The sequence below is a fragment of the Clostridium nigeriense genome (genome assembly GCF_050585265.1).
Lineage (GTDB): Bacteria > Bacillota > Clostridia > Clostridiales > Clostridiaceae > Clostridium > Clostridium nigeriense_B.
The window spans coordinates 44869-59721 of the sequence record NZ_JBNOOE010000014.1 but is presented as its reverse complement, the minus strand read 5'-3'; the positions used below and the strand labels follow the sequence as shown (position 1 = coordinate 59721).

Here is a 14853-nt window from a genome sequence, read left to right as displayed (position 1 = left end):
AGGAGGGCCTATTAATTAGGCGCGAATAATGAGTGATTTAAAGGTATTGAAAAAAAGAGAAGAAATTGATGACAGGTATAAGTGGAATATTGATAAAATATTTGCTACTGATGGAGAATGGGAGGAAGCTTTTAAAAAATTACAAAAAGAAGCACCTTCTCTTAAGAATTTTGAAGGAAAGTTAAATAATGAAGAAAATATAAAAGAATTTTTAGATAAGTATGTGAAACTTGGAGTTTTAGCAGAAACTATATACGTTTATGCACATTTAAAATCTGATGAAGATACATCTAATTCTAAATACCAATCTATGATGAATAAAGTTGATGCATACATGGCTGAATATGCATCTTATACAGCGTATTTTGTCCCAGAAATTCTATCTCAAGATGAGGAGTTTATAAGAAATATTATAATTAATACAGAAAACTTAAAATTATATAAGTTTATGTTCGAAGGAATATTAAAAGAAAAGCCTCATATATTAAGTAAGGCTGAAGAAGAACTTTTAGCATCTGTTTCAGATTGTTTAGAAGCCCCATCTGCTATTCATAATATGTTATCTAATGCTGATATGAAATTTGGAAATATTATAGATGAAGATGGAGAAGAGGTTGAATTAACTGAAGGAAACTATTCTGCTTTTATTAAGAGTAAGGATAGAAAAGTTAGAAGAGATGCTTTTGAAACTTTATTTAATAGATATAAGGATTTAGAAAATACTTTTGCAACTACATTAAGTAGTTCAATTAAGAATTTTAATTTTGGTGCAAAAGTAAGAAAGTATAGCTCTGCTCTAGAAGCATCATTAAAACCAAATGATATTCCTGTTGAAGTTTATAAAAATGCAGTTAAGACTATAGATGAAAACTTAAAATCTCTTCATAGATATGTATCATTAAAGAAAAAATTATTAGGCTTAGATGAAATGCATATGTATGATTTATATGTTCCGGTTATTGAAATACCTAAGGAGCATATCGAATTTGATAAGGCTGTAGAAATGGTTATAGAAGGTTTAAATCCTCTTGGAAATGAATATTTAGATATTTTTAAATCTGGAGTTGAAGAAGGATGGATAGATATTTATCAAAATAAAGGTAAAAGAGGCGGAGCTTATTCTTGGGGAGGTTATGCGACCTTACCATATGTGCTTTTAAACTACAATTATGAACTGAATGATGTTTCAACATTAGCACATGAAATGGGACACTCTATACATTCATATTATTCAAGAAAAGAACAACCATATATTTATGCCGGATATACATTATTCTGTGCAGAAGTAGCTTCAACTACTAATGAAGCATTACTTATTCATCACTTAATCAATAAAGAAGAGGATAAGAGGAAAAAGCTTTATTTAATAAATCAAGAGCTAGAGCAAATAAGAACTACTGTATTTAGACAACTTATGTTTGCTGAATTTGAGCTTTATACTCATGAATCTTTAGAAAAGGGAATTCCTTTAACAGCAGAAGATTATAATAAGGCATGGCATGAATTAAATGTTAAGTATTTTGGACCAGAAATGGTAGTAGATAATGAAATAGATATTGAATGGGCAAGAATACCACATTTCTATTCAGATTTTTATGTTTATCAATATGCTACTGGCTATGCGGCTGCATCTGCTTTTGCAAAATCAATATTAGATGGAGAAGAAAACGCTGTTCCTAAGTATATAGACTTTTTAAAGAGTGGTGGAAGTGATTATCCAATTGATATTTTAAAGAAGGCTGGAGTTGATATGACTACTTCAAAACCTTTAGAAGCAACTATAGAAAGATTTAATGAATTATTAGATATGCTAGATAAGGAAATTAATTAATAGAAGAGTTACAAAATGGGGTGTTGCATAACTATATTATGCAATAGCCCTATTAATTTTTATTGATAGGGGGATAATTCTTGGAAAAGTTTGAAAAAACATTTTTTAATATATTAACCAAAAAAATGAAATTTTTTATGAGAAATTATTATAGTAATTATCATAGAAAAGATAAATGGCTAGGTCTTTTAGATATAGACAAGGTATATGTAGCAGTACTAGTAGTTAATGATTCAGAAGAAGAAGTTTTATATAATGAAGTTAAGGAGTATTTATCTAATTCTTTAGATAAACCATTTATAATTAATTTAGTAGTTTTGGCTTCAGAAGATTATTTAAGTTATGGAGAAAGCTATTACAATAAATTAGTATTCTCATTAAAAGATAGAAAAGTTATTTATTGTAGTGATGGATCTAAGGCATTTATACCAGTAATAGATTATATGTTAAAAATAGATAATAAAAAGTCAATTAATGTTAAAGATTTTAAATTTACATATAGTATTATAATTTTTAATATACTTATTTATTTAATAGAAGTAATAAAAGCAAGAAGTTTAATAGATATAGATTTATATACATTAGTTGAAATGGGTGCTAAAGTTAATGTGCTAATAAATAATGGCGGATTTTATAGATTAATTACAGCTGCATTTTTACATGGTGGATTAATTCATATATTTTTTAATATGAGCGCTCTTAATATTATAGGTAAAGAGGTAGAATTGGTATATGGTGGTAAAAGGTTTCTGGTAATTTACTTCATATCTGCATTAGGAGGAAATATATTTAGTTATTTATTTAGTCCAAAGAGTATATCGGTTGGTGCTTCTGGAGCTATATTTGGATTATTGGGAGCAATGTTAATATTTGGATTGAAGGAAAGACATAGAATAGGGAAAAAATATGCTAAAAATATATTAGAAACTATAGGGCTAAACGTAATTATAGGTTTAACTATATCCAATATAGATAATTTTGCACATTTAGGTGGATTAGTTTTAGGTGCTATTATGGGTTTAATTTTATTTAATAAAAAAACATTAAAAGTTAAGAATTAGTAAACAATTAATAGGAAAAAATAATAAATATAATATTTTGATATAATAGTAATGTTAAGTTTATTAGTTGTAGGAGTGATTTTGTGAAAAATAAGAATATTAATAAGGAGTTTATCGTTATAGCAATATTTACATTAGTTTTAGTCATTACTTCAATTTACGATTTTTTTGCTAGGGATGGTGAAAAGTTATTTAGAATAGGATTAACATTTATTACTATAGTACTTACATATTTATTATATAAAAAAAGTTTTCTTAAAGGATCAAAAATTATTTATTATATAAATATAGTTTTTATAATTTTATCAATGTATTTAGCAAGTGTTTGGAATTTTTATTCCATTCCGAATTATGATAAATTTTTACATCTTTTATCAGGGGCAGTGATTGCTATAATCGGATATGTATTTTTCTTATATTTAACAATAGGTAGTTCAAGAAAAGAAATAAATTCATTAATGCCAATGATATTTGTAATTCTTTTTGCAACGGCAGTAGCTGGAGCATGGGAGATTTGGGAATTTACAACGGATTCACTATTTGGATTAACAGCTCAAAATAATAGTTTAACAGACACTATGTGGGACATAATATGTGGGACTGTAGTAGGAATAATAACTTCTATTCCTATATATCTTCATAGTAAGGGTAAAAAAATAAAGATCATTGATATGATAATTGAAGATATTGAAAGAAATAAAAAGTAAAATTGGGGGGATAGATATAATTTTCTTCCTTTAGTTCTGAAGTGCTTCTAGTAATTTAGTGATGACTTGGAACCTAAAAATAGAATGAAAATTAATAATTTCGAGAGATAAGGGATTATTACGTTGAATTTGTAGAAGTAAATATGTTGTGTTAGGGCGATTTGGAGCAACTAATATAACATATTTACTTCTTTTTTACTTCTTTTTCATTTGAAATATTATACAAAAAGAGATATAATTTTAAATAATTAATAAATTTTTACAATATTTTAGAAAAATATATCAATAAAATAACTTATATTGTATTATATAGTTATTATTTTAAATTAAAGGGGTGGCAGAGTTGTCAGGAAGAGAATATGTTAACAAAGTAATTAGTGAAGTAGAAAAAAGAAATCCAGGTGAAAAGGAATTTTTAGATGCAGTAACAGAAGTGCTAAATTCATTAGTTCCAGTATTTGATAAGCATCCTGAGTACATAAAAGAGGGGATTTTAGAAAGATTAGTAGAACCTGAAAGACAAATATTTTTTAGAGTTCCTTGGATAGATGACAAAGGAAATGTACAAGTAAACAGAGGATTTAGAGTTCAATTTAATAGTGCAATAGGACCATATAAAGGAGGTCTTAGACTTCATCCATCAGTAAATCAAAGCATAATAAAATTTCTAGGCTTTGAACAAACTTTTAAAAATTCATTAACTGGTTTACCAATAGGTGGTGGTAAAGGAGGTTCAGACTTTGATCCAAAAGGAAAATCTGATAGAGAAGTTATGAGATTTTGTCAAAGTTTTATGTCCGAATTATATAAGCATATAGGTTTAGACACTGATGTTCCGGCAGGGGATATTGGAGTTGGCGCTAGAGAAATAGGATATTTGTATGGTTATTATAAAAAAATTAAAAATGCTAATGATCAAGGGGTATTAACAGGAAAGGGATTAACTTACGGTGGTAGCTTAGGAAGAACAGAAGCAACTGGGTATGGATTAGTATATTTTACTGAAGAAATGTTAAATGATAATAATACAAGCTTTAAAGATAAAAAAGTTGTTATTTCTGGATCAGGAAATGTTGCAATTTATGCTTGTAAGAAGGCAACAGAATTAGGTGCTAAAGTTATAGCGTTAAGTGATTCAAATGGATATATACATGATGAAAATGGAATTAAGTTAGATGTAGTTAAGGAAATAAAAGAAGTTAGAAGAGGAAGAATTAAAGAATATTTAGATAAAGTTCCAACTGCTAAATATGTAGAGGGCTGTAGAGGAATTTGGGGAATAAAGTGTGATATAGCACTACCTTGTGCTACTCAAGGAGAACTAGATATTGAATCTGCTAAAATATTAATTGAAAATGGAGTTAAAGTGGTTTCAGAAGGGGCTAATATGCCGACAACATTAGATGCTATAGGAGAATTACAAAAATCAGGAGTTATGTTTGGTCCAGCAAAAGCAGCGAATGCAGGTGGAGTTGCATGTTCAGCTCTTGAAATGTCTCAAAATAGTATGAGATTATCTTGGACACTTGAAGAAGTTGATGAAAAACTTAAAAATATTATGGTTAATATTTATAAAAATTCTAAAAATGCTGCTGAAGAATATGGAAATCCAGGAAATATATTAATGGGAGCAAATATTTCAGGATTTGTTAAAGTTGCAGAAGCAATGATGGCTCAAGGGATAGTCTAATTTTATAAATCATTAAAATAGAAACTCATTTTTGAGTTTAGAATAGAGACTTTTTATATTAAAATTTTGATTTTAGCATAAAAAGTCTCTTGTATTATCTAGGAAATTATTACTATCTCAACTTAATTATATCTTTGCTTATGTGGGATAAACTAATAATGAATAACAATATTAATATAATTTTAAGATTTCTATACTTGATTTTTTACCCCTATTGGAATATATTAATAAGGATGTCAGGGGGAAATTATAATTAGTAATATATAAAAATGCCCTTTATTTAAAGGAGTGGATTAAATGGGAGAAATTATTTATTCTGTCACAGCTATATTTCAATTACTTGTATTTGCACTTATGATGTATTATTTTATCTTAGCTTTCTTTGGACTAAGAAGAAAGCCAGAAAAGAAAAATTATAAACCAACTAAAAAATTTGCAATGATAGTAGCTGCACATAATGAAGAAGTTGTAATAGGAAAGCTAATTGAAAGTATGTTAAATCAGAATTACCCTAGGGAACTTTTTGATATTTTTGTTATTGCTGATAACTGTACAGATAATACTGCCAAGATAGCAAGAAAATATGGCGTGTATGTATATGAAAGATTCAACAAGGAACAAAAAGGTAAGGGTTATGCATTAGAATGGATGTTTGACAAAATCTTTAATATGCAAAAAAAATATGATGCAGTAGCAATTTTTGATGCTGATAATTTAGTTTCAAAAAATTGGTGTAAAGAAATAAATTCAAAGATGTTAGATGGATATAAAGTAGTACAAGGCTACATAGATAGTAAAAATCCAAATGATTCATGGATAGCAGCTTCATATTCAATAGCTTTTTGGACTCAAAATAGAATGTATCAATTAGCTAGAGCAAATGTTGGACTATCTAACCAAATAGGTGGAACAGGATTTGCAATAGATATAGATATTTTAAAGGAATTTGGTTGGGGAGCAACTTGCTTAACTGAAGACTTAGAATTTAGTTGTAAGCTAATATTAAATGGTGAAAAAGTAGGTTGGGCTCATGATGCAATTATTTATGATGAAAAGCCTTTAACTTTAAAACAATCTTGGGTGCAAAGAAGAAGATGGATGCAAGGATTTACAGATGTAGCATCTAGATATTTCTTTAAATTACTTAAAAAGGGCTTTAAAGAGAGAAAATGGTTTGTTTTAGATTGTGCTTTATATGTAATACAGCCATTCTTTACATTAATGATTGGTATATCTACAATTCTAAGTTTTATACAAAGTATGGCACCAAGTAATATTTTCTTAGTAAGCTATTTAACGGGAAATTTATCATTTAAAGTAATTGGAGTAATGCAATTCTTGATTACACCATTAGTTTTAAGACTAGATAAAAAGATATCATCAGGACTTTTTGCTATGTTAATATTCTACACATCTAATGTGTTTATATTACCAATATTTGCAACGCAAGCTGATAACTATGCACAAGTATTATTAATAGATTTAGCTTATAATATAGCATTTTTAATAGCTACAGCATTATTCTTAGGTAAAAAGAAACTTATATTATTCTTTAGATTTTTATTATATTCTTTATATACTTTAACTTGGATACCAATAACTGTAGAAGGTATATTGAGAAAGAACAATAAAGAATGGAATCCTACAAAACATATAAGAAATATAGAAATTTGTGATGTTCAATAAAGATAGACGTAGCTTGATGGCTACGTCTTTTAAATTTAACATTAAAGTAGATGTATTTAGAAAAGTAATAAATTTTTTATTGGTAACGAACATTAGTTTGACTTTTTTCAAATAAAGATTTATATTTTTATTTATAGTTTAATTATGATAAAATTAAAAAGATTATAATGAACATGGATGGTTAAACTAAGCTAAGATGTCTTAGCTTAATTTATAATATTATTTTGGAGGTTTGTATGAGTACAGATTTAGTAAAAGGATATGATGTTACAGACTTAACTTCCTTAGAAAAGTTAGAACCAGTTAGAGTAAGACCGGGAATGTATATTGGGTCAACAGGAACCAAGGGTTTGCATCATTGTATATGGGAAGTTTTAGACAACTCCATAGATGAAATTTCTAATGGTTATGGCAATAAAGCCACAATTATAATAAATAAAGATAAGAGTATAACTGTAATAGATAACGGAAGAGGAATTCCAACAGGAATTCATCCAACTAAAAAGAAATCTGGAGTAGAAATGGTTTTTACAGAACTACATACAGGGGGAAAGTTTAATAATAAAAACTATAAAACCTCAGGAGGATTACATGGAGTTGGTGCTGCTGTAGTAAATGCCTTATCTTCTTGGCTTGAAGTTGAAGTATGTCAAAATGGAAAAAGATATAAACAAAGATTTGAATATACTTATGATAAAGAATTAAAAAAAGTAATGCCTGGAACACCAGTAACTAAACTTGAAGTAATAGGTGAAAGTAAAGAAACAGGAACAAAAGTAACATTTATGCCTGATAAAGAAGTTTTTTCAACTATCGACTTTAAGGTTGACATAATAGATGAAAGATTACAAGAATTAGCATTTCAAAATAAAGGAATTTATTTAGAATTAATAGACTTAAGAAAAGAAGAATTTAGAAAAGAATATTATTCTGAAAGAGGACTTTTGGATTTTATAGAATATTTAAATGAGAGTAAAACTGCACTTCACGAAGTTCCTATTTACTTTGAGGGAGAAAAGTCAGTTAATGATATTCAAATGTCTGGTGAAGTTTGCATTCAGTTTACAGATTCAAGTACAGAAAATATAGCTAGTTATGTTAATAATATACCTACTACAGAAGCTGGAACACATGAAGCAGGATTCAAAACTGGTATGACAAGAGCTTTTAAAGAAGGTGCTAAGAAACTTGGATTAGTAAAAGAAAAGGATAAGGATTTTGAGGGCGATGATTTAAGAGAAGGTATGACTGCAATAGTTAGAATTAAAATAACTAATCCTATTTTTGAAGGGCAAACTAAAACTAAACTTGGATCAGCAGAAGCCTATACAATGATGAATGACTTAGCATACAATAAATTTCTAGAATGGATAGAAGATAATAAAGATGTAGCTAGCATGATAATAAATAATGCCCTTCAAGCAGCTCAAAGAAGAGAGAAAATTAAAAAAATAAATGATGCAGAAAAGAAAAAAATTGGAAAAGGAGCAGCACCTCTTGCTGGAAAAGTTGCGGTTTGTTCATTAAAAGATAAAACTGTTAATGAATTTATAGTGGTTGAGGGAGACTCTGCTGGTGGCTCTGCAAAACAAGCAAGGGATAGAAGATTCCAAACTATTATGCCTTCAAAGGGTAAAATAATGAATACTGAAAAACAAAAGCTTGAAAATGTATTAGCTTCAGAAGAGTTAAAAATATTTAATACTGCTTTAGGTACAGGAACTTTAGATAATTATAAAGATGAGGATTTAAAATACGATAAAATTATAATTATGAGTGATGCCGATGTAGATGGTTATCATATTAGAACTTTATGGATGACATATATCTATAGATATATGAGGCCTCTAATTGCAAATGGACATCTTTATTTAGCACAACCACCTTTATATAAGGTTTATAAAAATGTTAAAGGAAAAGAAGTTCATAAATATGCATATAGTGATGATGAGTTAGAAAGTGTTAAAAAGGAAATTGGTAAAGGTGCACTTATACAAAGATATAAAGGACTTGGAGAAATGAATCCAGAACAATTATGGGAAACTACTTTAAATCCTGAAACAAGAACTCTTCTTCAAGTTACAATTGAAGATGCGGCAAAGGCTGAAAAAATGGTTTCTTTACTTATGGGAGATATAGTTGAACCAAGAAAAGCTTATATGTATAAATATGGAGAATTTTAATAAAGAATTGGAGAAAAGATATGGCGAAGAAAGTTAATGAAATACCAAGGGATAATAATATAATTAGAGTTCCTTTAGAAGAAGCTATGCCTGATAACTATTTGCCTTATGCTATTGAAGTTGCAAAGGATAGAGCTTTACCTGATGTTAGAGATGGACTCAAACCTGTTCATAGAAGAATATTATATGGAGCTTACCAATTAAAGGCTTTTCCAGATAGACCTTATTATAAATCTGCAAGAATAGTCGGAGATATACTTGGTAAATATCATCCACATGGTGATTCTTCTGTTTATGATGCTATGGTTATTATGGCTCAAAATTTTTCAACAAGAGAAACATTAATAGATGGGCATGGTAACTGGGGTTCCATGGATGGCGATGGAGCAGCGGCTATGAGATATACTGAAGCAAGACTTGCACCTATTGCCATGGAAATGTTAAGGGATATTGATAAAGATACTGTTGATATGATACCAAACTATTCAGATAGTGAATTAGAGCCAAAGGTATTACCGAGTAGATATCCTAATCTTTTAGTAAATGGAAGCTTTGGAATCGCTGTAGGGCTTGCAACTAATATACCACCACATAATTTAGGAGAAGTTACAGAAGGTGTGTTAGCTTATATAGATAATAATGACATAACTACAAGAGAGTTAATGAATTATGTTAAGGGGCCTGATTTACCAACAGGTGGGATTTTAATTGGAGAAAATTCTATTTTATCAGCTTATGAAACTGGTGAAGGAAAAGTAACATTAAGAGCTAAGACTTCGATAGAAAAACTTGAAAATGGTAGACTTGGAATAGTAATTACTGAATTCCCTTACAGAAGAAATAAGGCAAGACTTTTACAAATAATTTCAGAAATGACTGGGGACAAGAAGCATTCAAAAGCTTTAGAATCCATAATAGATATAAGAGATGAGTCAGATAGAAGTGGTGTAAGAGCAGTTATTGAGCTTAGAAAATCTGCAGATGAAGAAGTAGCAGATAAAGTATTGAAATATTTATTTAAAAGAACTGATTTACAATGTAACTTGAGCTTTAATATGGTTGCATTAGCAGATGGTAAGCCTCAGACTATGGGACTTAAAACTATAATATATCATTATGTTAACCATCAGAAGGAAATAGTAACTAGAAGAACTAAAAAAGAGTTAGAAGTTGCGGAAAAGAGATTCCATATAGTTGAAGGTTTTATTAAAGCAATAGATGTTTTAGATGAAATTATTAAAACTATTAGAGAATCTAAATCTAAAAAGGATGCAAATGCTAATCTTATAAACAACTTTGGCTTTACAGAAATGCAAGCTGAAGCAATATTAGAGCTAATGCTGTATAGATTAACAGGTCTTGAAATAAAGGTATTCCAAAAAGAATATGCAGAACTGGAGAAGACTATTAAGAGACTAAAGAAAATTTTATCTGAGGAAAAAGAGTTACTTAAAGTAGTTAAAAATGAATTACAGGAAGTTTCATCAAAATATGGAACTCCAAGAAAAACTGCTATAGTTAAAGATGATAGTGAAGCTAAGATAGACGTAGAAGAGCTTATAGTAGTTGAAGATGTAATGATTACTTTATCTAAGGATGGATTTATTAAGAGAATTCCAATAAAAACTTATAATAGATTAAATGCAAATCCGGAAGATATTGAATATAGAGAAGGTGATGAATTAAAATTCTTATTTAATTCAAATACTACAGAAAATATACTTCTATTTACTAATAAAGGTAATATGTATCAAACTAAAGGAATTAATATACCTGAATCTAAATGGAAAGATAAGGGTGAAAGAATAGATGCTATTATCAAAGCCCTTAGTTTAGAAGATGAAAATATAGTTTATGCAACATCTTTAGGAAACTATATGCCAAATAAATATATTCAATTTATTACTTCAAAAGGTGGAATAAAAAAGAGCTCTTTAGATAAGTTCCAAACTAATTATTCTAAACTTCAAGCGTTAAAACTTAAAGAATTTGAAGAAGTTATAGATGTAGTAATACTTGATGAAGATGAGAAAAAAGATTTTATAAGCTTTGAAACAAAGGAAGGCTTAAACTTTAACATACGAAGTCCTAAGGTTGAAGATTCTCCAAGAAATATATTGCCGATTTCTATGTTTAATCTAACTTCAAAAGATGAGGTTATTAAAGTTAAGTATATAGAAAATATGGAATTTGTAGATTTCTCTATAGGAATAACTGCTAAAGGAAATGTTAAAGCTTTTAATTCTATAAAGAAAAATGATAACTTAAAAGTAAGTACAAACTCTTTAAGTAATATTTTACTATTTACTAATACAGGAAAAGTATTTAAAGTTCCAGCATTTTTACTATCAGGTGTTAATAATGGAGAAATCCCTTTAAATAAGATAATTGACAATCTTGAAAAAGGAGAAAAAATTATAAAGTTACTTTCAATTGATTCTTTTGAAAATAATAATTTTATATACTTCTTTACTAAGAGAGGAATGATTAAGAAAACTGCTCTTAAGGAGTTTGATGGAAGTTATTTAGTTCAGGCTTCATATAAATTTAAATATGATAATGATGAATTAATTTCAATAGATATGTATAATGAAAATGATGTGGAAATGATAATTATTACTAAAAAGGGAATGGGGATTAAGTTCCTATCAAGTAATATAAATCCAATGGGTAAAATAGCTTCAGGTGTTACGGGAATTAGTTTAAAAGAAGGTGATGAAGTTATTTATGGAAAATTAATAGGTATTGAAAAGATTAATACATTACCTGAAATAGCATTAACTTCTAGCAATAAAATAACATTAGTTAGCAAAAATAAAGAAAGAAAAGAATTATATCTAGAAGATTTTAAGCTTCAAAATAGAGCTGGAAAAGGTAGTAGTATTATGACTATAGTTTTAGATGATGAAATTAAAGAAATAATATAATAATGTAAATCATTAATTGAAGTTATATAAGGGAGGAATTTAAATGAAGGTTGCAATTTTATTAGCAAATGGTTTTGAAACTTTAGAAGGGTTAACAGTAGTTGATATTCTAAGAAGAGCAGAAGTACAATGTGATACTTTTTCTTTAGAAGGTAATGAAGTAACTACATCACATAAGATAAAAGTTCAGTCAGATAAAAATATCATGGGTGAAGAAATTAAAGATTATGATTGTATAGTTTTACCTGGAGGAATGCCAGGAGCTACGAACTTAAGGGATAGTGAAAGAGTTATTGAAATAGTTAAGGAATTTAATAATAAGAAAAAATGGATTTGTGCAATTTGTGCAGGCCCAATTGCATTGGGTAAAGCAGGTATTACTGAAGGAAAAAATATAACTTGTTATCCAGGTTTCGAAGATCAATTAGGTAATTGTAATTATAAAGATGAATTAGTAGTTGTAGATGGAAATATAATTACAGGGAAAGGCCCAGCAGCAGCTATACCTTTTGCATTTGAAATATTATCTAAGATTTCTGAAGAAAAGGTTAATAAAGTTAAGAAGGCAATGTTATTTAAATAAAAGGTGTAGTATGAAAGAAAATTGGATATTAGTAAATAAAAAAGAGAGCTTTTTGAAGCTCTCTGAATTTTTAGACGAAAACCCATTAGTTTTAAGAGTATTAGCTAATAGGGGAATAGATGATATAAATTTGGCTAATAGATTTCTTAAGGGAACTATAGAAGATTTATATGATAGTTACCTTATGAAGGATATGAAAAAAGGTATAGAAATAATAAAAGATGCAATTTTAAATAATAAAAAAATCATTATTTATGGGGATTACGATTGTGATGGAGTAAATAGCACAACTATTTTATATAAAGCATTAAAAGCTGTTGGAGCAAATTTTAGTTACTATATTCCTAATAGAGAAGAAGAAGGATATGGTATGCATAGTGGAAGAATACAAAAGCTATATGAAGAGGGATATAAGGTAATTTTAACTTGTGACAACGGTATTTCTGCATTTGAACAAGTAGAACTTGCTAAAAATCTTGGAATGGAAGTTGTAATTACAGATCATCATGACATTCCTTTAAGAGAAGATGAGAATGGATTATTAAAACCATCAACTCCTAAGGCAGATGCAGTAATAAATCCAAAGCAAGACGATTGTAATTACCCATTTAAAATGTTATGTGGAGCAGGAATTGCTTTAAAATTCTCTAAATGCTTGTTTAATGAGTTTAATATTGAAGGTGATAATTTTTTAGATTTAATTCAATTTGCTGCAATTGCAACTGTCTGTGATGTAGTTGATTTAGTAGATGAAAATAGAATTATAGTAAAAAAGGGATTAGAAATATTAAATGAAAGTAAGAATTATGGAATACAAGAATTAAAAAACGCAACTTTATTAAATAATAAAAGTATAGAAGAATATCACTTAGGATTTGTTATAGGTCCATGTATAAATGCAACAGGTAGATTAGAAACAGCAGATTTATCAGTAGAACTTTTAATTACAGAAGATAGAGAAAGAGCTAAATTTTTGGCGAATCAATTAAGTGAATTAAATACAATAAGACAAGATTTAACCAAAGAAAGTACAGAAAGAATAATTAATAAAATAGAATTAGAAAAGGATAAATCTGAAAAAGTTATAGTTGTTTACGATGAAAATGTTCATGAAAGTATTGCTGGGATAGTAGCAGGAAGAGTAAAAGAAAAATATAATATGCCTTGTATAATTTTAACAAAGGGAAAAGAAATGCCTAAGGGATCAGCTAGATCTATAGAGGGATATAATATAACTGAAGAATTAAGTAAGTGTGCTGAACTTATAGAAAAGTATGGCGGTCACCCAATGGCAGCTGGGTTATCTATAAAAGAAGAAAATATAGTAGCTTTAAGGGAAAAAATAAATGAAAATTGTATATTAAAAGAGGAAGATTTAATTCCAGTAGTAAAAATAGATCTTCCATTAAGCCTAAATTATTTAAATGAAGAATTAGTTGAAGTCATAGAATCTTTGAGACCTTTTGGTAAGGGGAATCCAAGCCCTTTATTTGCAGTAAAAGATGTTTTAATCGAAAGACTTTGGCTTATAGGAAAAGAAAAAAACTTTTTAAAGCTTAGATTTAGTTTTTATTCAAATAATAGAAAATTATATATTGATGGTATAAGTTTTGATAAATTTGAAAATTTAAAAGAGGATATAATAAATATTTACGGAGAAGAAAAATTTAATGAAGCTTGTGCTACTAGTTTTTTAAATCTAAAAGCTGATATTATTTATTATCCAAGCATAAATGAATTTAATGGTAATAGAAATATGCAATTAAATATTAAAAATATACGAGTAAAATAAAAAATAAGTAAGAGTTGTATTAATATAAAATTAATTATATTAATACAACTCTATTTATAATTTAAATGATTTACAATTAAAAACTATTTTATAGTATTTTCATATTGTTCAACCATTCTTTTAACCATTTCTCCACCAACGCTTCCACATTGTTTTGAAGTAAGGTTTCCATTATAGTCAGTAAAAGGAACTCCCATTTCACTAGCTACTTCATTTTTGAATTTAGCTAATCCATTTTTTGCTTCTGGTACTAATGTCTTTGCCATGATATACACCTCCTTTTCATCTTTGTAATTATAGCTTGTGTAATTTTAAAAGAAATATTATATGTAACTTTAGGAAATTGGACATAATAGTGGTATAAGATATTTTAAAATAAAAATTTAAAATAAC

Annotated in this window: 10 protein-coding genes; 9 read left to right on the top strand and 1 reads right to left on the bottom strand. The window is 28.0% G+C overall.

Features of this window, described 5'->3' with window-relative positions:
* The first annotated feature begins 28 nt into the window (after nucleotides 1-28).
* The 9 genes from pepF to recJ all read left to right on the top strand — a co-directional run bounded on the left by pepF (nucleotide 29) and on the right by recJ (nucleotide 14460).
* Nucleotides 29-1831 carry an oligoendopeptidase F gene (gene pepF / locus ACQPVP_RS12875; RefSeq protein ID WP_430850557.1) on the top strand — a complete coding sequence of 601 codons (1803 nt, stop codon included), beginning with the start codon at nucleotides 29-31 and terminating at the stop codon, nucleotides 1829-1831.
* An 80-nt stretch (nucleotides 1832-1911) separates the two neighbouring features.
* Nucleotides 1912-2892, top strand: coding sequence for a rhomboid family intramembrane serine protease (locus ACQPVP_RS12870; protein ID WP_430850555.1), 981 nt, complete (start codon nucleotides 1912-1914; stop codon nucleotides 2890-2892).
* An 83-nt stretch (nucleotides 2893-2975) separates the two neighbouring features.
* A complete protein-coding gene (locus ACQPVP_RS12865) occupies nucleotides 2976-3599 on the top strand; it encodes a hypothetical protein (protein WP_430850553.1) in 624 nt (207 codons plus the stop codon).
* 343 nt (nucleotides 3600-3942) lie between these two features.
* Nucleotides 3943-5289, top strand: a complete 1347-nt coding sequence (gene gdhA / locus ACQPVP_RS12860; protein ID WP_430850551.1) for an NADP-specific glutamate dehydrogenase — start codon at nucleotides 3943-3945, stop codon at nucleotides 5287-5289.
* Between the two features lie 297 nt (nucleotides 5290-5586).
* Nucleotides 5587-6975 (top strand): glycosyltransferase family 2 protein, encoded by a 1389-nt coding sequence (locus ACQPVP_RS12855; protein ID WP_430850549.1) that lies wholly within the window; start codon nucleotides 5587-5589, stop codon nucleotides 6973-6975.
* Nucleotides 6976-7211: 236 nt separating this feature from the next.
* Nucleotides 7212-9158, top strand: a complete 1947-nt coding sequence (locus ACQPVP_RS12850) for a DNA gyrase/topoisomerase IV subunit B (RefSeq protein WP_430850547.1) — start codon at nucleotides 7212-7214, stop codon at nucleotides 9156-9158.
* Nucleotides 9159-9178: 20 nt separating this feature from the next.
* Complete coding sequence (locus tag ACQPVP_RS12845) at nucleotides 9179-12085, top strand: DNA topoisomerase IV subunit A (RefSeq protein ID WP_430850545.1); 2907 nt, start codon at nucleotides 9179-9181, stop codon at nucleotides 12083-12085.
* A gap of 43 nt (nucleotides 12086-12128) precedes the next feature.
* Nucleotides 12129-12668, top strand: a complete 540-nt coding sequence (locus ACQPVP_RS12840; RefSeq protein ID WP_430850543.1) for a DJ-1 family glyoxalase III — start codon at nucleotides 12129-12131, stop codon at nucleotides 12666-12668.
* A gap of 10 nt (nucleotides 12669-12678) precedes the next feature.
* A complete protein-coding gene (gene recJ / locus ACQPVP_RS12835; protein ID WP_430850541.1) occupies nucleotides 12679-14460 on the top strand; it encodes a single-stranded-DNA-specific exonuclease RecJ in 1782 nt (593 codons plus the stop codon).
* An 83-nt stretch (nucleotides 14461-14543) separates the two neighbouring features.
* Here recJ and ACQPVP_RS12830 read toward each other — a convergent pair whose 3' ends face one another.
* Nucleotides 14544-14726 carry an alpha/beta-type small acid-soluble spore protein gene (locus ACQPVP_RS12830; protein WP_430841265.1) on the bottom strand — a complete coding sequence of 61 codons (183 nt, stop codon included), beginning with the start codon at nucleotides 14724-14726 and terminating at the stop codon, nucleotides 14544-14546.
* Nucleotides 14727-14853 lie beyond the last annotated feature (127 nt).